The organism is Pseudomonas sp. AC211, assembly GCF_979258055.1.
Window position 1 is genome coordinate 4,663,908 of the sequence record NZ_OZ409830.1, and the last position, 20,001, is coordinate 4,683,908.

Below are 20,001 nucleotides of genomic sequence, written 5' to 3' on the forward strand. Positions count from 1 at the left end.
TTTCAGACACATAGGGTCATGGTGGGACCGAATAGTCACGATCAAGCCAGCACAATTCCCGTAGGAGCGAGCTTGCTCGCGAACCCCTGCAACCCACATTCATGACCGGCGTTCGCAGGGTTCGCCAGCAAGCTGGCTCCTACAAAAAACGCGCGCATTGAGGCTGCTCAATCCTGTAGTAGCGGCTTCAGCCGCGATGCTCTTAAAAAGAAAAGCCCGCCATAAAGGCGGGCTCCCTTCCAGCCTAGGCGCTTAGCCGGCGAACTGCTCGGCGCTCAGTTGCATCAGGCTTTCGCTGCCCGCTTCTACGCCAGCGCGGTGCACCAGGGTGCGGGGCAGCAGGCGCTTGAAATAGAAGTCAGCCGTCGCCAGCTTGGCTTTGTAGAACTCGGCATCACCGCTGCCGGCGTCGATTTTCTCTTGCGCCACAACGGCCATGCGCAACCAGAAGTAGGCCAACACGACGTAGCCGGAATACATCAGGTAATCGGTCGCGGCGGCGCCCACTTCGTCCGGGTTTTTCATGGCGGCCATGCCGACTTTAGTGGTCAGCTCGCCCCACTCTTTATTCAGCGTGGCGAGTTGGTTGAACGCACCCTGCAATTGCGGATGGCTGGCGTTGGCTTCGCAGAACTTGTGCACCAGCTTGGTAAAGCCGCGCAGCAGTTTGCCTTGACTGCCGAGTACTTTACGGCCGAGCAGGTCGAGGGCCTGAATGCCGTTGGTGCCTTCGTACAGCAGGGCGATGCGGCAGTCGCGCACCAGTTGCTCCATGCCCCATTCGCGAATAAAGCCGTGGCCGCCAAACACCTGCATCCCGTGGTTGGTCACTTCCAAACCGGTTTCGGTCATGAAGGCTTTGCAAATCGGCGTGAGGAAGGCCAGCAGGTCTTCGGCTTGCTGACGTTGTTCTTCTGTCTCGGCGTGCAACTGGTCAAGCAGTTGAGCGCAGAAGTAGGCGAGCGCGCGGTTGCCTTCGTTGAAGGCCTTCATGGTCAGCAACATGCGGCGCACGTCGGGGTGAACGATGATCGGGTCGGCGGATTTCTCCGGGGCCTTGGCGCCGGTGAGCGAGCGCATTTGCAGACGCTCGGTGGCGTACTTCAGTGCGCCCTGGTAGCTCGTTTCGCCCAGGCAAAGGCCCTGCATGCCGGTGCCCAACCGCGCATGGTTCATCATGGTGAACATGCAGTTCAGGCCCTTGTTCATCTCACCGATGAGGTAGCCCTTGGCGTTATCGAAGTTGATAACGCAGGTGGCCGAACCTTTGATGCCCATTTTGTGTTCGATGGAGCCGCAGGAAACCGCGTTGCGCTCGCCGGCTTTGCCATCGGCGGCTGGCAGGAATTTCGGCACGATAAACAGCGAAATGCCTTTGGTACCCGCCGGTGCGTCCGGAAGCTTGGCCAGCACCAAGTGCACGATGTTCTCGCTGAGGTCGTGCTCGCCCGAGGAGATGAAAATTTTGCTGCCGGTCAGCGAGTAGCTGCCGTCGGCTTGTGGCACGGCGCGGGTTTTGATCAGGCCCAGGTCGGTGCCGCAGTGCGCTTCGGTCAGGCACATGGTGCCGGTCCAGTTGGCCTCGGTCATCTGCGTGAGGTAGGTCTGTTTCTGCTCTTCGGTGCCGTGGGCGTGAATGGCTGCCATGGCGCCTTGGGTCAGGCCGGGGTACATGCCCCAGGCGTAGTTGCTGGAGCCGATCATTTCGCTGAATAGCAAGCCCAGCGAGTGCGGCAGGCCTTGGCCGCCGTAAGTTGGGTCGGCCGACAGACTCATCCAGCCGCCTTCGGCGAATTGCTGGAAGGCTTCTTTAAAACCGGTGGGCGTGGTGACGACGCCGTTATCGAATGTGCATTCTTCTTCGTCGCCGGAGCGGTTCAGCGGCGCGATGACCTGCTCGCAGAACTTCGCCCCTTCTTCAAGAATGGCGTTGACCATGTCCGGCGAGGCGTCGGTGGCGCCCATGGCCGCGTAGCCAGCGTGGAAGTCGAACACTTCGTCGACCAGAAAGCGCATATCGCGCAGGGGAGCCTTGTATTCGGGCATGGACGTTCTCCTAGGCAGGGACGCGAGCGCGTCATCGAGACCGACACGCTACTGCCGGCCCGTTGCCTGGGACAATGACGTTGCGCGCGCTGAATGCGCGCCTATAAGCAGGCGCGCCTATGCCGTAGGGCTTGCCACGCGCACCGCGCCGCGACGGTTTTGGCCGTGCTGGATCACGCAGTTGCGCCCCGCCGCCTTGGCCGCGTACAGCGCACGGTCGGCGGCTTTGATTACTTCTTCAGGCGTGCGCTGCTCACTTTCTTTTTCGGCCACGCCAATGCTTACCGTCACCGACACACTGGTGGCTGCCGCCGCGCCGCGCCGCTGTTTGCCTTTGCTGTCGTTTTGCGGGCGGTTGCCTTTGTCGCGCAGCTGAATCACATAGCGCTCAACGGCCTGGCGCACTTCTTCCAGGTGCGGTTTGCATTCGTCCAGCGTCTTGCCGGAAAACACCAGGGTAAATTCCTCCCCGCCGTAGCGATACGCCTTGCCGCCGCCACCGATTTTTCGCAACTGGCTGGCGACCACGCGCAGCACTTGGTCGCCGACATCGTGGCCGTGGGTGTCGTTGAATTTCTTGAAGTGATCGACGTCGGCCATGGCAATCACGTAGTTGCGGCCCAAGCGAGGCAAGCGTTCGTTGAGCGCGCGACGGCCCGGCAAGCCGGTGAGCTCGTCGCGAAAGGCCATTTGGTAAGCCTCGTGTGCCACCGCCACGGCCAGAATCAGCATGACTTCGCTGCTCATCACGTTCAGGCCGTGGGGCAGCAGGAAGGTTTTCGGCAGCATCCAGCACAATCCCACCAGGCCGACGATTTGCGCGGCGTGCAGCGGGCGCGGCTTGTAGATGTACTGAACGATCAATCCGATAAACGCCAGCACGAACAACGGATACGCCAACTGCACCAGGCTCATCCACTCGGCGTGCAGCGACGGCCAGCGGATCTGCGCCAACCATTCGAGCATGCCCTGCGGGTAGCGCTGCGCCAGGCCAAGCACCACGGCGCCGATAGCCAGCAGCACGGCGGAACGCGCCACCAGATCGCGGACCAAGTGGGTGCGTTCCAGCCAGGCCGCGTAAATACCGTAGAGCAGCGGCAGCAACAGGCTGCACAGGTGGAAGACCAGCGCCGTTTCAGGCCGCGCCTTGCCGGTGGTGCGGAAAAAGTCGGCTTGGGTGTCGAGCAGAAAGTAGGCGCCGTAGACCACTACCAGCAAAAACAGCTCGCGTTGGCGGGAATAGATCAGACAGAACGCGCCGCCGAGAATCAGCAGCAGCGTGGGCAAGACGTTGAACAGTGACGTGAAGAACTCGTTCAGCACCGGCAAGCTGGCAGCCGTCATCCCTGCCACCAACAGCAGCAATGAAGGAAGGAAATGGCTGAGGCGAACGGCTTTAAGGCGATGCACGACACTGTTCCACGGGCCGTCAGAAAGTGGCGGCGAACCGGTGGCATTTTGCCTATTTCCATCGCATTCGGCACCGATTCCTGTCGCAATTTCCTCTAATTAAGAGCGAAACAACTGTCTGTAGGAGCGGCTTCAGCCGCGATGTTTTTGTTCTGTTCGAAAATGCATCGCGGCTGATCGGTATAGCCAAACCCCGCCCATAAAAAAACCGCCCGCCCTTTCGGGCGAGCGGTTTTTTTCAACCGATGGTGCGAACTACGACTTAGTAGCCCAGCGCGAAGTCTTCTTCGGCCATGTCCATCAGGTTGTTGGCGCCGGACAGCATGGCCTCAACGTGCGCGCGAGTGCGCGGCAGGATGCGCTGGAAGTAGAAGCGCGCGGTTTGCAGCTTGGCTTTGTAGAACGCTTCTTCGGCGGTACCGGCAGCCAGCTTCTCAGCGGCTACACGGGCCATGTCGGCCCAGAAGTACGCCAGGCAGACATAGCCGGAGTACATCAGGTAGTCGACCGAAGCAGCACCCACTTCTTCACGATCTTTCATCGCGGCCATACCGACCTTCATGGTCAGCTCGCCCCACTCTTTGTTCAGCTTGGCCAGCGGAGCGGTGAACTCGGCGACAGCCTCGTTACCTTCGTTGGTCTGAACAAACTTGTGCACGATCTTGGTGAAGCCTTTGAGCGCTTCGCCTTGGGTTTGCAGCACTTTACGGCCCAGCAGGTCGAGCGCCTGGATACCGGTGGTGCCTTCGTACAGCATGGAAATGCGGCTGTCGCGAACGTTCTGCTCCATGCCCCACTCAGCGATAAAGCCGTGGCCGCCGTAGATTTGTACGCCGTGGTTAGCGGCTTCGAAACCGACTTCAGTCATGAAGGCTTTAGCGATTGGCGTCAGGAAGGCCAACAGCGAATCGGCTTTCTTCTTGGCTTCTTCGTCTTGGCTGTATTTGACGATGTCCACTTGCTGAGCGGTGAAGTAGACCATTGCGCGGTTGCCTTCGGCGAACGCTTTCATGGTCAGCAGCATGCGGCGAACGTCCGGGTGCACGATGATCGGGTCAGCGGCTTTGTCCGGCGCTTTCGGGCCAGTCAGCGAGCGCATCTGCAGACGTTCACGGGCGTATTTCAGACCACCCTGGAAGCCAACTTCAGCATGCGCCAGACCTTGCAGCGCGGTACCCAAACGAGCGGTGTTCATAAAGGTGAACATGCAGTTCAGGCCTTTGTTCGCTGGGCCGATCAGGTAACCGGTGGCGCCGTCGAAGTTCATCACGCAGGTGGCGTTACCGTGGATGCCCATTTTGTGCTCGAGCGAGCCACAGGAAACGGCGTTACGGGTGCCGACGCTGCCGTCTTCGTTCACGTTGAACTTGGGAACGATGAACAGCGAAATGCCTTTGGTGCCTTGCGGCGCGTCGGGCAGGCGGGCCAGAACGATATGGACGATGTTGTCGGCCATGTCGTGTTCGCCAGCGGAAATGAAGATTTTGGTGCCGGAAACTTTGTACGAGCCGTCCGCTTGCGGTTCAGCTTTGGTACGCAGCATGCCCAGGTCGGTGCCGCAGTGCGGCTCGGTCAGGCACATGGTGCCGGTCCACTCGCCGGAAACCAGCTTGGTCAGGTAGGTGTGCTGCTGCTCAGGCGTGCCGTGCTCGGAGATGGTGTTCATCGCACCGTGCGACAGGCCTGGGTACATGCCCCACGACCAGTTCGAGCTGCCGACCATTTCGCTCAGTACCAGACCCAGAGACTCTGGCAGGCCTTGGCCGCCGTGCTCTACGTCGTGGGACAGGCTTGGCCAGCCGCCTTCTACGTATTGTTTGTAGGCTTCTTTAAAGCCAGTCGGGGTTTTAACGCCGGACTCGCTCCAGGTGCAGCCTTCCAGATCGCCAACGCGGTTCAGTGGCGACAGCACTTGCTCACAAAACTTGGCGCCTTCCTCGAGAATGGCATCAACCATGTCCGGGGTAGCATCTGCGCAAGCCGGCAGGCTTTGATAGTGCGCTTCGTAGCCGAGCAACTCGTCGCGTACGAAACGAATATCACGCAAGGGGGCCTTGTAATCAGGCATAGCGGTAACCTCTACGATGGGTCCTAGATGGGTGACCGGCTTGGCGGTCTCGTGCGAGATCTCTCTCGATTGCCCGGCGGCTAGGATTCAGCCCAGCAATCAAACAGGCGTTTGAAACATACGTTTACGCTGATACCTTGTCAAGCATCGCCCTACAGCCTTCTAGGCAAACGCCTCTATCTGCGGCGCGGCTTCTGTGGGCGAAGCAATACTCTGATACACCTGAAGCGATGCCGCCGCGTCGGCCGGCTTGGCCGTATCGTCAGCCGTACTGTCTTTGTCGTCTTCGGCGTTCTTTTCTTCAGCCCGCTCCACGTTCTCATTGCGACGTTGCTGCGCCAGTTCCGCGCGTGCCGCCGATGCCAGCCCCTGGGCTTGCGCCGCTACGCGGAGGTCTTGGGCGGAAGGATCTGCCGGCGCCAAGGCCGCGCGCATCACCACTTCCATTTTGCTGATAGTGGCTGCCGGGTCGTTGGCCACTGCGCTCACGTCAATGCCCACTTCGCCGCCAACTGCATACGCCTTGCCGTCCGGCCCGCGCTGCAGGGTGTAACTGGGCGAGCCAGCATACGCGCCACCTACTGAGGCATGGGCAGCCTCATGGGCGCGAACGTCGGAGTCTCGGCTCGACAATTCGGAAATCTTCTGGCGATCCAGTTGTGCTTGCTGGGCATTTGCTGCGTCGCCCTTAGGCGGCGCCGCCGTCCTGTGCGGCGTCACCGGGCTTTTCATCAGCCGCCGCCAAGCGCTTGCCATCGGCGGACAACGTCACCGTGGTGGAGGGAGAAGACGCAGAGGTTGTGTCAGAGAGGAGCGCCGAAGGCGTGTCGTCGGCAAGCGAAGACGGGCTCAGCGTGGGCGAAGCCTGCGGTAACAGCGGATAACGCGCAGCACTGCCGATTTGCATGGGCTTTTCTCAGCGCCCGAATGGAACAAGCCCGCGAGGGGCCGACCGCCGACGGGGTCAGGCGGCCGTGGAATCAGGCACGAATGTCGATCAAGGTGCCGAGCACCTCGTCGCTGGTCTCGATCACTTTCGCGCCGGCCTGGGCTTCGGTTTTACCGACGCTCAGTTGCACCAAGTTGTCAGCCGTGTCGGCTGCATCGGAGTTGCGCGTAACGGAATTGCTCGCGATTTCGGACGCCGCCCTGATCAATCCGGCGTTGGCCAGATTGCACGGTGCTTAACCCGGAGCTGAAAGCACTACCCGAGATTTCCATCGCAGACCTCGACAAAGAGAAATTTCTGACGCCAATTTAAGCAGATCGCGCTTAATAAACGTACAACCAAAAGGCTATGGGAGCGCGGCTGTTTATAGCGCCAAATGCGCCAGGTGCAGATGAGCTGCCACGCTTTCGGCGGCGGCGTCAGCCAAACGCGGCACGCGACCCAGGCACGGAGCGGCCAGCAGCTCGGTCAAAGTGGCCAGGTTTTCATCGAGCCGCGAGGTTTCCGGGTCGACGATATTCGCCACCCAGCCGGCCAATTTCAGGCCGTCGCGCTCAATCGCCTCGGCGCTCAACACGGCGTGATTGATGCAGCCCAAGCGCACGCCCACCACCAGAATCACTGGTAAGCCCAGCGCTATCGGTAGGTCGGATAAAAAGCCGCCATCGCCCAGCGGCACGCGCCAGCCGCCCGCGCCTTCCACCACGGTGAAATCCGCGCCTTGGTCGAGCACATGACGCACCGGCGCCAGCAACGCTGCCGCCGTCAGCTCGACACCCGCTTCACGCGCCGCCAGGTGCGGGGCAATGGCGGGCGCGAAGGCCAGCGGGTTGACGTCGTTATAGCTGAGCGGCAACGAGCACTGGCCCGAGCAGCGCCAGCGCATCGCTATTGCGCAGGCCGTCAGCTGTGTTCTCGCTACCGGACGCCACCGGCTTGCATGCCGCCGTGCTCAAACCCTGGCGGCGAGCGGCGCACAGCAGCCCGGCGGCAATCGTAGTTTTGCCGACTTCGGTGTCGGTGCCGGCGATAAAAAATGCAGCGCTCATCTCAACCTTCCTTTTCCAACACGGCGTACACAACCTGGTAAGTCGCCGGCAAGCCCTGCGCCTGGCGGAACTGCTCGTACGCCTCGATCAGCGCCAGAATCCGCGCCCGCCCGGTCAACCCGCCGGGCCGGCCAGGGTTGAGGTTGTGGGCGCCGAGGGCTTTGAGTTCATGGGTCAGGCTGCGCACGTCGGCGTAATGCAATACATGGGGCAGCACATTCAGGCTGCGCACGCGCAAGCCGCTGTCGGCACACAACTGTTGATAGTCGCCGAGCTGGCGGAAGCGGTTGACGTGCACATGGCCGTCCACCGCCTGCCAGCTGTCGCGCAATTCCTGCAGCGTGCCAACGCACAGACTGCTGAAGGCCAGCACGCCGCCTGGGCGCAGTACGCGTTTGGCTTCGCTGAGCACCGCCGCGAAGTCGCCGCACCATTGCACCGCCAGACTGGAAAACAGCAGATCGCGGCTGGCAGCGCGCAGCGGCAAGCGCTCGGCATCGCCGGCAATAAAATGCTGCGCGCCGCCCAGTGGCCGCGCGTGTTGCAGCATGCCTTCGGCGATATCCAGCGCCACGCCTGCCCCACCAAACCGCTCGCCCAGTGCGCGGGTGAAATAGCCGGTGCCGCAGCCGATATCCAGCCAATCAGCCGGGGCCATTGCTGCCGGCAACTGTTCCAGCAGGTGATTGCCGACGGCGCGTTGCAGCTCGGCGACGCTGTCGTAGCTGGCGGCTGCGCGGGAGAACGAGGCGGCTACCTGGCGTTTGTCGGGCAAGGCGCTCGCTGACCGATCAACCATCATGGCGCCGCCAAAAACGGCATATTTCCTCGGCCACCGGACCGGCCTGCTCCATTTGGAACGCGTGGCAGCCGCCCATGAAGCGGATCTCCGGATGACTAGCGCTGGCGGCCGCTTCTGGCACCAACGCGTCGCTGTCGCCAAACATGTGCAACTGCGGGCCCTTGAACGTCGTCATTGCCTCGCGAATATCCAGTGCTGCGAGTACGTGCAAGCCGTTGATCAAGCTGTTAACGGCGGGGGAAGGAGCAGATCTGACGATCAATTTCGCATAGTGGTCCGCTTCGTCTCCGCCTTTGGTGCAGAGCAGCGCAAAGCGCCGCAGCGTGCCGGCAGGATTCTTCTCGCAGCGCTGCATGAAATCGGCAAAGTCTTCGGGCGGCATACCGTGGGGCCAGTCTTCGCTGGCGACGAAACGGCTGTTACTCGCCATGGTAATCAGTCCCGCACAGCGATGTTGGCGACGGGCTGCCAGCTCGGTGGCGAGCATGCCCCCCAGTGACCAGCCACCCAACCAGCAACCGTCCGGCAACCGTGCATCGAGTTCTTCCAGCCAGTGCCCCGGCACGCTCGAATCAATTTCCGGCAACGGCTCGAGCTGAACCTGCAGGTCATTTTCCTCGCACTCCAAGGCGATTTGCAGGATGCCCAATGGCTCGATTCCCAAGCCCCACCCCGGCAACAGCACCAATGAATTACCCATTAGGGTTCCCCAACAACGGCCAGCACTCCGCCAACCCATTCAACAATTGCTGCACCTGCGCTTCGCTGTGGGCGGCCGACAAGGTCACCCGCAGTCGCGCGCTGCCAGCGGGCACGGTGGGCGGGCGAATGGCGGTGACCATCAAACCGCGTTCACGCAACAACTCGGACAGACGCACCGCACGCCCGGCATCGCCAATCATGATCGGCTGAATCGGCGTAAAGCTGTCCATCAACTCCAGCCCCAACGCTTGCGCTTGCCACGGCGGAATTGGCTGATCAAACTGTTCAGGTGTTCACGTCGCCAGTGCTCGCTGCGCAGCAATTTCAGGCTTTGCAGGGTGGCGCAGGCCAGCGCGGGCGGCTGGCTGGTGGTGTAGATGTAGGGCCTTGCGAACTGCACCAGGGTTTCGATCAGCTCTTCGCTGCCGGCGACAAAAGCGCCCGCCGTGCCGAAGGCCTTGCCCAGGGTGCCGACCAGCACGGGCACGTCTTCCAGGCTCAAACCGTAATGCTCGACGATGCCGCCGCCATTGGCGCCCAGCGGACCGAAGCCGTGGGCGTCGTCGACCATCAGCCAGGCGCCAGCAGTTTTGCAGGTGGCGGCCAGGGCCGGCAGGTCGGCGATGTCGCCGTCCATGCTGAACACGCCGTCGGTGACTACCAAGGTGTTGCCGGCCGGCTCTTTCTTGTCCGAGCGGGCGATGCGCACGCACAGGCTGTCGGCGTCGTTGTGCAAATAACGGGAAAAGCGCGCGCCGCTGAGCAGGCCAGCGTCGAGCAAGGAAGCGTGGTTGAGGCGGTCTTCCAGCACCGTATCGCCCTGCCCGACCAACGCGGTAACAGCGCCGAGGTTGGCCATGTACCCGGTGGAAAACAGCAGCGCGCGCGGCCGGCCGGTGAGGTCGGCAAGCGCCTCTTCAAGCTCGTGGTGCGGCGTGCTGTGGCCGATCACCAAATGCGACGCACCGCCACCCACACCCCAGCGCTCGGCGCCGGCTTTCCAGGCGGCGATCACGTCGGGGTGGTTGGCCAAGCCCAAGTAGTCGTTATTGCAGAAGGCCAACAAACGCTTGCCGTTGACGACCACGTCCGGCCCCTGCGGGGTTTCCAGCAGTGGGCGGTGGCGATAGAGGTTGTCGGCGCGGCGGGCAGCCAGGCGGGCGGAGAGGTCGAAGCTCATGGCGAATCAAAGCTCGGCAATAAAAAACGCGCCGCCCGGAAAAGGCCGGGCGGCGCGGGAAAGGACAATCAGGCCGAGGCAGCGTCGTAGAACAGCTCGCTGCTCTTCTGCTCGATCAGTGCCTGCTCGATGGCAGCCTGATGCACTTCGTCCGCGTGCTCTTCGCGCGCTTCGGGTTTGATGCCCAGGCGGCTGAACAGCAGCATGTCTTTGTCGGCTTGCGGGTTGGCGGTGGTCAGCAGTTTCTCGCCGTAGAAAATCGAATTGGCGCCAGCGAAGAAGGCCAGTGCCTGCATCTGCTCGTTCATCGCCTCACGGCCAGCGGACAGGCGCACATGGGATTTGGGCATAAGAATGCGCGCCACCGCCAGCATGCGGATGAAGTCGAACGGGTCGACATCGTCGGCGTTAGCCAGCGGTGTGCCCTGCACTTTCACCAACATGTTGATGGGCACCGACTCCGGGTGCTCCGGCAGGTTGGCCAGTTGAATCAGCAGGCCGGCGCGGTCGTCCAGCGACTCGCCCATGCCCAGAATGCCGCCCGAGCAGATCTTCATGCCGGCATCACGCACGTAGCCCAGGGTTTCCAGGCGTTCGCTGTAAGTGCGGGTGGTGATGATGCTGCCGTAGAACTCAGGCGAGGTGTCGAGGTTGTGGTTGTAGTAATCCAGGCCCGCCTCGGCCAGGGCGCTGGTTTGCTCTTTGTCGAGCTTGCCCAGGGTCATGCAGGTTTCCAGGCCCAGGGCTTTCACGCCTTTCACCATTTCCAGCACGTAGGGCATGTCTTTAGCTGAGGGGTGTTTCCACGCAGCGCCCATGCAGAAACGGGTCGAACCGATGGCCTTGGCTTCTGCCGCCGCCTCCAGAACCTTCTGAACTTCCATCAGCTTTTGCTTATCCAGGCCGGTGTTGTAGTGGCCGGATTGCGGGCAGTACTTACAGTCTTCAGGGCAGGCGCCGGTTTTGATCGACAGCAAGGTCGACACCTGCACGCGGTTGGCGTCGAAATGCGCGCGGTGAACGGTTTGGGCTTGGAACAGCAGGTCGTTGAAGGGCTGTTGAAAAAGTGCCTTAACCTCAGCGAGGGACCAGTCGTGACGCAGGGTAGGAGAAGTGGTGGCGCTCATCAGCAGTCCTTCTTGTAGTCATGCGCGGCGGGTGAATCAGACAATGCCCACAAGCGCGGTAGGGATGTTCGGCATAGTTAAGGAAGCAAAATGCGCTGTCAACCTGCCAGATGGAAAGTGGTTTACAAGTGGTTAAATAATGATCAGTCGTGCTTTCTGTGCGACGGGCCGGTTAGCGGCCAGCGCTCACTGTGCAATGCGTGCGAAGCGGACCTTGCGTGGCTCGACAACTGCTGCATCCGGTGCGCTCTGCCCCTGCCCATGCTCTCGCCAAATCACGGTTTGATCTGCGGCGATTGCCAGAAAAAGCCGCCCCAGTTCGATCAGGTGGTCTCACCCTGGCGCTACAGCTTTCCCATCGACACGCTGGTTACGCAGTTCAAGCACCACGGCAAGTGGCCTGTGGGACGCCTGCTGGGTCAGCTTTTGTCACACCACCTGCAAAATGCCTTCGCCGCCGGCTTACCACGCCCGGATTTATTGCTGCCGGTGCCACTGGGCAAACAGCGGTTGCGACAGCGCGGTTTCAACCAGGCCGGCATGCTCGCCAACTGGCCTGAGCCGCACCTAAACGTGCCGGTGAACGCTCGTTTGCTCCGCCGCGTGCGCGAGACGGACGCCCAGCAGGCGCTCGACGCCACCGCTCGGCAACGCAACTTACGCAACGCGTTCGTGCTCGACGATGCCGCGCAAGTCGCCGGCAAACACCTGGCCCTGATAGATGACGTGCTCACCACCGGCGCCACCGCCAACAGCCTGGCGGGTTTGCTGAAGAAAGCCGGGGCGCGGCGCGTGGATGTGTACTGCCTGGCACGCACCCCGAAACCCGGCGAAACAGCCTGAGCCCAACGCTTGGCGCGCCGCTGAGCGTACACTGGCGCCCCCACGCCGCCAGGAACGTCCCATGAGCCACCCGTTTGCTGAACTCACCCCCGACCTGGTTCTGGATGCCGTAGAGAGCATCGGGTTTCTCAGCGATGCGCGCGTCATGGCGCTAAACAGCTACGAAAACCGCGTTTACCAGGTGGGAATCGACGAAGGCCAGCCACTGATTGCCAAGTTCTACCGCCCGGCGCGCTGGACGGACGCGGCGATTCTCGAAGAGCACGCTTTCACCGCTGAGTTGGCTGATTGCGAGGTGCCCGTGGTCGCGCCGCTGGTGCACAACGATCAAACGCTGTTCGAGCACAAAGGTTTTCGCTTCACCTTGTTTCCCCGCCGTGGCGGCCGGGCGCCTGAGCCGGGCAATCTCGATCAGCTGTATCGCCTTGGCCAACTGCTCGGCCGCCTTCATGCCGTCGGCGCCAGCAAGCCTTTCGCACACCGCGACGAGCTGAGCGTGCAGAACTTCGGTCACCAGTCGCTGGCCACCTTGCTGGACGGCGGTTTTATTCCCAAGAGCCTGCTGCCCGCTTACGAGTCGGTCGCCCGCGACGCGCTCAAAAGGGTGGAAGACCTCTACGCCGCCACGCCCTATACCGCTATCCGCATGCACGGCGACTGCCACCCCGGCAACATGATGTGCCGAGACGAGGTGTTTCATATCGTCGACCTCGACGACTGCCGCATGGGCCCGGCGGTGCAAGATTTGTGGATGATGCTGGCCGGCGACCGCCACGAGCGCCTCGGCCAGTTGGCCGAATTGGTGGATGGCTATCAGGAATTCCACGACTTCAACCCGCGCCAATTGCCACTGATTGAAGCCCTGCGCACCCTGCGTTTGATGCACTACAGCGCCTGGCTCGCACGGCGCTGGGATGACCCGGCGTTTCCGATGAGCTTTCCCTGGTTTGGCACCGAGCGATATTGGGGCGAGCAGATTCTGGTGTTGCGCGAGCAGCTCTCGGCGCTACAGGAAGAGCCGCTGCGGCTGTTCTGATTAGCGCGACTCGCGCACCAGCCGAAGCCCGACATAGGTCGGCGGCGTGCCCACCGAGCACGCCCCGCTCACCGGGTCGCGAATAAAGTCTGACAGCGCACTCGGATGGCGCCCCGCCGCGATATGAATGCCGCAAAAATCCTGCCCACCCGCGCCAGCGGAAAAACACGTGTTGGTCCATTCCCACACGTTCGTGGCAATGCTCACCAAACCGCTGGGGCTTGAGGCCTGCTCACTGAAACGCTGCACCTTCAACGATGGCGCGCTGCGCTGGGCGTCCCGCGCGTACTCGTCGAGCCAGCGGCGCGCCGGGTTGCGCGGGTCGTCTTTGATAGGTGGGTCATCGACATACAAACGCCCCGCTGCCTGCAGCCACTCGCCGTATCGCGGCAGCCTATAAGGCTCGCCCGTCACCGCCGATAGCCAGCTTGCGTAAGCGGTGGCATCCACCCAACTGATACCCACCACCGGCTGATCGGCACGTTTGCGACCGGGCTTATCCAGCGCCGCGCAGCGTTTTAGCCCGCACGCAGGCGGCGTATTCAGCACGGCTCACTTGACGACGCATGATGCTGAACGCCGCCACTTTCTCAACTACCGGAGCAGAGGCGGCCGGCAGCTGATAGCGCGCTACGCCAGCCGGCACCTGTACCCAAATATCTTCATGCTCCGGCGCCGGCCCGCCGACTCCCAAGGCCATTAGCAGGCCCAACACCACCGTTTCGGAGTGATCCATAGCGCCTCCTATTACTGAGCCTTGGTGATCGGGCCGGGCGCTTTCACCTGCTCCATCAGGTCGCTATTCCACTCGCCCTCCACCTTCACGTGGCCGGCAGCGCCCAGTTCCATGGCTTCGATCAGGTTGTGGTTCACGTAGGCGTAGATGCCGGGTTGCTTGAAGGTGTAGAGCGCAGCGCCAGCTGAGCCGCCGCGAATAAACCAGGTTTCCTGGTTTTTCTGCGGCGGGTTGGCGAACTTGCCGTTTTCCCACACCCAATCGCCGTGGCCGCCAATCAGGTGCGGGCGGGTGTCGCGGTTGGCCTGGGAATGGATAAACAGCACGGTTTCGCCGACCTTGGCGGTCATGGCGTTTTCGCCGGTCAGCGCACCGACGCGGCCGTTGAACACCACGTGGCTCGGCGTGAGGGTGCGCATGACGGCGCGGGTGTCGGCGTAACCGGCGATGGCGTTGGGGTATTCCTTGTACTTGCCGTCCGGTCCTTTCGGGATATACAGGTCGAACTCGCCAATGGTGTACGCGCGGTCGTAGTGTAAGGCCTGGCCCGCCGGGTCTTTGAGCCCCTCACGCGGAAGCACCATCAGCGTGCCGCTCATGCCCGACACCACATGCCACGGCACCATGCCCTCGGGCGCGCAGTGATAAACAAAGGTGCCGCTGCGGTCGGCTTTGAAGCGCAGCACGGTTTCCTGGCCTGGCGAAACGAAGGTCAACTTGGCGCCACCCAGGCTCCGGTGGCGGCGTGAAAATCGATGTTGTGCGCCAGGCTGTTGGTCGCCGGATTTACCAGCGTCAGTTCAACGTAATCGCCCTCGTGCACCACCATGGTTGGGCCCGGCATCGAGCCGTTGAAGGTCATCGCCTGTAACGTGGTGCCCTGGTTGTCGACGACCATTTTTTTCTCTTCGATGGTCATTCGGAACTGCACCACCTTCGGCGCGCCGGTGTCGACTTGCTGGTGGGCGTGAACCTGCGGTGGCGCCACCAGGTCAACCTTGACCCGTTGCAAGTTGTCGGCCCCGCCTGCCATTACCGTGCCTGCCAAGCCAAGCGCGACGGCCATTACCAGCGGTTTGATGTGGTTCATTCCAAGCTCCATCAGCGATTGAGTTTGCCGGCCATTGCAGGCCATCAACCCGTCGCTGATGTTGTCTTGGAGCAATGCCCAACCACTGCTTCGCAGAATCGAGCGATTTCGCACAGGCGCAGTCGCCAGGTCGGACAGATGCCAGCGGGCTGACTAGAATGAGCCCCTGCGTTTTTTCACCAAGGACTTCCATGACCAGCGCCAACCCGCGCCGCGGGTATCTACTCGGCATTTGCGCCTACACCATCTGGGGCCTGTTCCCGCTGTACTTCAAAGCCATCGCGCAGGTGCCTGCGCTGGAAATCATCGTGCACCGCGTGCTCTGGTCGGCGTTGTTTGGCGTGCTGTTACTGCTGGTGTGGAAGCATCCGGGCTGGTTCGGCGAGCTGCGCAAAAACCCGCGTCGATTCGGGGTGCTGGTTCTTGGCGGCGCGCTGATCGCAGCCAATTGGCTGACCTATGTGTGGGCCGTAAACAACGGCCACATGCTCGACGCCAGCCTCGGCTACTACATCAATCCGCTGATCAACGTGCTGCTGGGCATGGTGTTATTGGGCGAGCGTTTACGGCGCCTGCAATGGTTGGCGGTGGCGCTTGCGAGTATTGGCGTGGCGCAGCAGCTATGGCTGGCCGGCCATGTGCCGTGGATTTCGCTGATGCTGGCGCTGTCGTTCGCGTTTTACGGGCTGATCCGCAAACAGGCGCCTGTAGCCGCCCTGCCCGGCCTGGTGGTGGAAACCTGGCTGTTGGTGCCGTTCGCCATTGGCTGGCTAATGCTCAGCCCGGACGCGTTGAGCCGGCAACCGGACTTCTGGACCAGCACCCAGTGGCTATGGCTGGCGGCGGCCGGCCCGGTAACGCTGGTGCCGCTGCTGTGCTTCAACGCAGCCGCGCGGCACTTGTCCTATGCGGCGCTGGGCTTCCTGCAATACGTGGCGCCGACGCTGGTATTGCTGCAAGCCACCTTGCTATTCGGTGAACACCTGAGCCCAAGCACGCTGACCGCCTTCGCCTTTATCTGGGCGGCGCTGGCTGTCTACAGCGTCGACGCCTGGCGCAGTTTGCAGCGCAGCAAACTGCCCGTCGCCTGACCGGCATCGCGCAGCCGAGGTTATTCCTCGCTGCGCAACACCAGCTCAACCATCAAGTCATCGGCCAGTGTTTCCAGGCGCGCCTGCAGCACATCGAGTGACAAACTCAGCGGAACCGCCAGCGTCGCCTCGGCATGAAACAGCGGCTCGTTGCTCATGGGCGCCGGCACTACATCGGTAACCAGACTCTCCACGTTCACCTCCAGCTCGCTGAGCACGCGGGTGATATCGCGCACGATGCCGGGCCGGTCGTTGCCTACCAGGTCGAGCAAAATCGGCTTCCACGCGTGCGCCGGGTCGAGGCCGCTTTCGGCCAGCAGTACGCGAATGCCCTGGCCATCCAACGCTTGCAACGCGGTGACCAGATCGTGGTGCCCTTCGGCAGGAACGCTCACTTTCAGAATGCCGGCGAACTGCCCCGCCATGCGCGACATGCGGCTCTCCAGCCAGTTGCCGCCGTGGGTTGAAATGCAGCTGGCGATCTTTTCCACCAAACCGGGCTGGTCTTCGGCAATTACGGTCAACACCAAATGCTTCACGGTTAACTCCTTGCTGTGATTAACGCGGCGTCCGCCACATCGTAGGAGCCAGCTTGCTGGCGATAGGGGCGAACGCAATTCGAAATCGGTGATTGCAGGGTTCGCCAGCAAGCTGGCTCCTACAAAAAGCGCTGTCAGGTCAGGCTGAGCCAGTAGGTCAGGTACACCTCGTCTTTCACATAACCCAGGCTTTCGTACAACGCCTGGCCAGCCAGATTGGTTTTCGCGGTTTCCAACTGCAAGCCGCAGGCGCCGGTTGCTTCGGCATGGGCGCGGGCAGCATTCATCAGCAGTTCGCCTACACCTTGGCGGCGGGCCGACGGGCTTACGAACAAATCGCTGAGCAACAACGCAGGCGCCAGGGCCAAAGAGGAATGAAAGGGATAAAGCTGCACGAAGCCCTGGGCCGCACCGGCCTCGTCACGCGCCAGCAATACGGTGGAATCACCCTTATGCAGACGAGCGGCGAGAAAGCCTCGAATCTCATCCAGCGGACGCGGCACCTCATAGAACTCAAGATAACCGGCGAACAACGAGGCGAGGTCGTCAAGGTCGCGGGTTTGGACGGCGTGAACGGGCATACATGGCGCTCCTAAAGGGCTTGCGCGAGTATAGGCAAAAGCCTACGAGCGCTGTCGAGCAAGGCGAAAAAGGTAGTAACACTACAAAATCGTGTACGAAACGAAGATTTTTGTGGAACAAAAGCGCTTTTTTTTGAGAACATCCGCGCCCCCGTTGTGACTGCCGAGGCCATAGCTGGTCGCAGTTCGACGCATGCCCGCTGATTTTCCACCGATCATGATGTAGTATGCCGCGCCTCGGACTACAAGACGGCCAACGCCGGGTCCGTACAGGGCTATCCGCAGTGAGCTATTGAGTACAGCTAAGAGCTGAGCAGAGAGGCAAGTAATGACTGAGCGCGTTCAAGTCGGTGGCCTGCAGGTCGCCAAAGTCCTGTTCGACTTCGTAAACAACGAAGCTATTCCCGGCACCGGGATTTCTGCCGAGCAGTTCTGGAAAGGTGCAGAGAGCGTCATCAATGACCTCGCACCGAAGAACCACGCACTACTCGCCAAACGTGATGAGTTGCAGGCCAAGATCGACGCCTGGCACCAGGCACGTGCTGGTCAGGCGCATGACGCCGTGGCTTACAAAGCCTTCCTGCAAGACATTGGTTACCTGCTGCCAGAAGTCGCAGATTTCCAAGCCACTACCCAAAACGTCGACGAAGAAATCGCCCACATGGCCGGCCCGCAGCTGGTAGTGCCGGTGATGAACGCGCGTTTCGCCCTCAACGCCTCCAATGCCCGCTGGGGATCGCTCTACGATGCCCTGTATGGCACCGACGCGATCAGCGAAGAAGGCGGCGCCGAGAAAGGCAAGGGTTACAACAAGGTTCGCGGTGACAAGGTAATTGCCTTCGCCCGCGCTTTCCTAGACGACGCCGCGCCGCTGGCTGCCGGCTCGCACGTTGATTCCACCGCCTACAAAATCGTCGACGGCAAACTGGTGGTCGGCCTCAAAGGCGGCAGCAACACCGGCCTGCGCGACGATGCGCAACTGATCGGTTTCCAAGGCCCGGCCAATGCACCCGTAGCCGTGCTGCTCAAGCACAACGGCCTGCACTTTGAAATTCAGATCGACGCGTCCAGCCCCATCGGCCAGACCGACGCGGCCGGCGTGAAAGACGTGCTGATGGAAGCGGCGCTGACCACCATCATGGACTGCGAAGACTCCGTAGCCGCCGTGGATGCAGACGACAAAACCGTCATCTACCGCAACTGGCTCGGCCTGATGAAGGGCGACCTGGCCGAAGAAGTGGCCAAGGGCGGCACCACCTTCACCCGCACCATGAACCCCGACCGCGTCTACACCAAAGCGGACGGCAGCGAGTTGACCCTGCACGGTCGCAGCCTGTTGTTCGTGCGTAACGTCGGCCACCTGATGACCAACCCGGCCATTCTCGATGCCCAAGGCAACGAAATTCCGGAAGGCATCCAGGATGCACTGTTCACCAGCCTGATCGCGGTGCACAACCTCAACGGCAACACCAGCCGCAAGAACACCCGTACCGGCTCGGTGTACATCGTTAAGCCAAAAATGCACGGCCCGGAAGAAGTCGCCTTCACCAGCGAAATCTTCACCCGCGTCGAAGACGTTCTGGGCTTGCCACGCAACACCCTGAAAGTCGGCATCATGGACGAAGAGCGCCGCACCACCGTCAACCTCAAGGCGTGTATCAAAGCCGCCAGCGAGCGCGTGGTGTTCATCAACACCGGCTTCCTCGACCGCACCGGTGACGAAATCCACACCTCCATGGAAGCCGGCCCGGTTGTGCGCAAGGCCGCCATGAAAGCCGAGAAGTGGATTGCCGCCTACGAGAACTGGAACGTCGATATCGGCCTGGCCACCGGCCTGCAAGGTCGCGCCCAGATCGGTAAAGGTATGTGGGCCATGCCCGACCTGATGGCCGGCATGCTTGAGCAGAAAATCGCTCACCCACTGGCCGGCGCCAACACCGCTTGGGTGCCGTCGCCGACCGCCGCTGCATTGCACGCGCTGCACTACCACAAGGTTGACGTGTTCGCCCGTCAGGCCGAACTGGCCAAGCGCGAGCGTGCCTCGATTGACGACATCCTGACCATCCCGCTGGCGGCTAACACCAACTGGTCTGCAGACGAAATCCAGAACGAACTGGACAACAACTCGCAGGGCATTCTGGGTTACGTCGTACGCTGGATCGACCAAGGCGTCGGCTGCTCGAAAGTGCCGGACATCAACGACGTTGGCCTGATGGAAGACCGCGCCACCCTGCGTATTTCCAGCCAATTGCTCGCCAACTGGCTGCGTCATGGCATCGCCAGCGAAGAGCAGATTGTGGCCAGCCTCAAGCGCATGGCGCCGGTGGTTGACCGTCAGAACGCCAACGACCCGCTGTACCGTCCGCTCGCTCCGAACTTCGACGACAACATCGCTTTCCAGGCTGCCCTGGAATTGGTGATCGAAGGCGCCAAGCAACCGAACGGCTACACCGAGCCGGTTCTGCACCGTCGTCGTCGTGAATTCAAAGCCAAAAACGGCCTGTAACTCACTCGACAGCGGCACAAAAAAAACGCCCTTCGGGGCGTTTTTTTATGGGTATTCCTCGGCGATAGCTGCCTGATGGCACCTGGCCCTCCACCCGTCCCGGAAAAGCCCTACAGACAACCAGACCAGCGGGCATACGGAAAACTTAAGCCGCCCAGCTAAATGCCGATAAAAATGTACCGCGACCTATACAATGGTCAGCTGGTGACCAATAAAAGATAATTAGTTTCATTTGGAAACTTTTCC

At 61.5% G+C, this 20,001-nt stretch carries 16 protein-coding genes and 4 pseudogenes; 4 read left to right on the forward strand and 16 right to left on the reverse strand.

Going from position 1 to position 20,001, the window contains the following annotated elements:
- Positions 1 to 252 precede the first annotated feature (252 nt).
- From ACZZZP_RS21900 to bioB, 11 genes and pseudogenes are all read right to left on the reverse strand, one after another.
- On the reverse strand, positions 253 to 2,046 hold the full coding sequence (locus tag ACZZZP_RS21900) for an acyl-CoA dehydrogenase C-terminal domain-containing protein (RefSeq protein WP_463384106.1): 1,794 nt from the start codon (positions 2,044 to 2,046) through the stop codon (positions 253 to 255).
- 117 nt (positions 2,047 to 2,163) lie between these two features.
- A complete protein-coding gene (locus ACZZZP_RS21905) occupies positions 2,164 to 3,456 on the reverse strand; it encodes a GGDEF domain-containing protein (protein ID WP_463384107.1) in 1,293 nt (430 codons plus the stop codon).
- Between the two features lie 262 nt (positions 3,457 to 3,718).
- The gene (locus ACZZZP_RS21910) at positions 3,719 to 5,524 is read right to left on the reverse strand and encodes a phenylacyl-CoA dehydrogenase (protein ID WP_122492016.1); all 1,806 of its coding nucleotides are present in this window, start codon (positions 5,522 to 5,524) and stop codon (positions 3,719 to 3,721) included.
- A gap of 162 nt (positions 5,525 to 5,686) precedes the next feature.
- Complete coding sequence (locus tag ACZZZP_RS21915; RefSeq protein WP_463536839.1) at positions 5,687 to 6,256, reverse strand: putative metalloprotease CJM1_0395 family protein; 570 nt, start codon at positions 6,254 to 6,256, stop codon at positions 5,687 to 5,689.
- Complete coding sequence (locus ACZZZP_RS21920; protein WP_463536840.1) at positions 6,213 to 6,431, reverse strand: hypothetical protein; 219 nt, start codon at positions 6,429 to 6,431, stop codon at positions 6,213 to 6,215. The genes ACZZZP_RS21915 and ACZZZP_RS21920 overlap by 44 nt, the downstream gene beginning before the upstream one ends.
- Positions 6,432 to 6,504: 73 nt before the next feature.
- Positions 6,505 to 6,745 (reverse strand): annotated as a pseudogene (locus ACZZZP_RS21925) (hypothetical protein).
- 92 nt (positions 6,746 to 6,837) lie between these two features.
- Positions 6,838 to 7,522, reverse strand: a pseudogene (gene bioD, locus ACZZZP_RS21930) (dethiobiotin synthase).
- A 1-nt stretch (position 7,523) separates the two neighbouring features.
- On the reverse strand, positions 7,524 to 8,324 hold the full coding sequence (gene bioC, locus ACZZZP_RS21935; RefSeq protein ID WP_463384110.1) for a malonyl-ACP O-methyltransferase BioC: 801 nt from the start codon (positions 8,322 to 8,324) through the stop codon (positions 7,524 to 7,526).
- The gene (locus tag ACZZZP_RS21940) at positions 8,314 to 9,024 is read right to left on the reverse strand and encodes an alpha/beta fold hydrolase (protein WP_463384111.1); all 711 of its coding nucleotides are present in this window, start codon (positions 9,022 to 9,024) and stop codon (positions 8,314 to 8,316) included. The genes bioC and ACZZZP_RS21940 overlap by 11 nt, the downstream gene beginning before the upstream one ends.
- Positions 9,017 to 10,206 (reverse strand): annotated as a pseudogene (gene bioF, locus ACZZZP_RS21945) (8-amino-7-oxononanoate synthase). The gene ACZZZP_RS21940 and the pseudogene bioF overlap by 8 nt, the downstream one beginning before the upstream one ends.
- Positions 10,207 to 10,274: 68 nt before the next feature.
- Positions 10,275 to 11,333, reverse strand: coding sequence for a biotin synthase BioB (bioB, locus tag ACZZZP_RS21950; RefSeq protein WP_463384113.1), 1,059 nt, complete (start codon positions 11,331 to 11,333; stop codon positions 10,275 to 10,277).
- Positions 11,334 to 11,423: 90 nt separating this feature from the next.
- Between bioB and ACZZZP_RS21955 the strand changes: the two genes are divergently transcribed.
- Both ACZZZP_RS21955 and ACZZZP_RS21960 read left to right on the forward strand, forming a co-directional pair.
- The gene (locus tag ACZZZP_RS21955; protein ID WP_463536841.1) at positions 11,424 to 12,176 is read left to right on the forward strand and encodes a double zinc ribbon domain-containing protein; all 753 of its coding nucleotides are present in this window, start codon (positions 11,424 to 11,426) and stop codon (positions 12,174 to 12,176) included.
- Positions 12,177 to 12,237: 61 nt separating this feature from the next.
- On the forward strand, positions 12,238 to 13,212 hold the full coding sequence (locus ACZZZP_RS21960; RefSeq protein ID WP_463384115.1) for a serine/threonine protein kinase: 975 nt from the start codon (positions 12,238 to 12,240) through the stop codon (positions 13,210 to 13,212).
- Here the strand turns inward: ACZZZP_RS21960 and ACZZZP_RS21965 are convergent, their stop codons facing one another.
- The 3 genes and pseudogenes from ACZZZP_RS21965 to nirK form a co-directional block, all read right to left on the reverse strand.
- Positions 13,213 to 13,680 (reverse strand): SUMF1/EgtB/PvdO family nonheme iron enzyme, encoded by a 468-nt coding sequence (locus ACZZZP_RS21965; protein ID WP_463536842.1) that lies wholly within the window; start codon positions 13,678 to 13,680, stop codon positions 13,213 to 13,215.
- A gap of 28 nt (positions 13,681 to 13,708) precedes the next feature.
- Positions 13,709 to 13,948, reverse strand: coding sequence for a hypothetical protein (locus tag ACZZZP_RS21970; protein ID WP_463536843.1), 240 nt, complete (start codon positions 13,946 to 13,948; stop codon positions 13,709 to 13,711).
- Positions 13,949 to 13,959: 11 nt separating this feature from the next.
- Positions 13,960 to 15,038 (reverse strand): annotated as a pseudogene (nirK, locus tag ACZZZP_RS21975) (copper-containing nitrite reductase).
- A gap of 191 nt (positions 15,039 to 15,229) precedes the next feature.
- Here nirK and rarD point away from each other — a divergent pair.
- Positions 15,230 to 16,129, forward strand: coding sequence for an EamA family transporter RarD (gene rarD, locus ACZZZP_RS21980; RefSeq protein ID WP_463536844.1), 900 nt, complete (start codon positions 15,230 to 15,232; stop codon positions 16,127 to 16,129).
- A 20-nt stretch (positions 16,130 to 16,149) separates the two neighbouring features.
- Here rarD and ACZZZP_RS21985 read toward each other — a convergent pair whose 3' ends face one another.
- The gene (locus ACZZZP_RS21985; RefSeq protein WP_463384119.1) at positions 16,150 to 16,668 is read right to left on the reverse strand and encodes a glycine cleavage system transcriptional repressor; all 519 of its coding nucleotides are present in this window, start codon (positions 16,666 to 16,668) and stop codon (positions 16,150 to 16,152) included.
- A gap of 134 nt (positions 16,669 to 16,802) precedes the next feature.
- Positions 16,803 to 17,249, reverse strand: coding sequence for an N-acetyltransferase family protein (locus ACZZZP_RS21990; RefSeq protein WP_463384120.1), 447 nt, complete (start codon positions 17,247 to 17,249; stop codon positions 16,803 to 16,805).
- 328 nt (positions 17,250 to 17,577) lie between these two features.
- On the opposite strand from ACZZZP_RS21990, the gene ACZZZP_RS21995 reads away from it, so the two are divergent.
- Entirely contained in the window at positions 17,578 to 19,755 is a 2,178-nt protein-coding gene (locus ACZZZP_RS21995) for a malate synthase G (protein ID WP_463384121.1), read from the forward strand.
- The last annotated feature ends 246 nt before the right edge of the window (positions 19,756 to 20,001 follow it).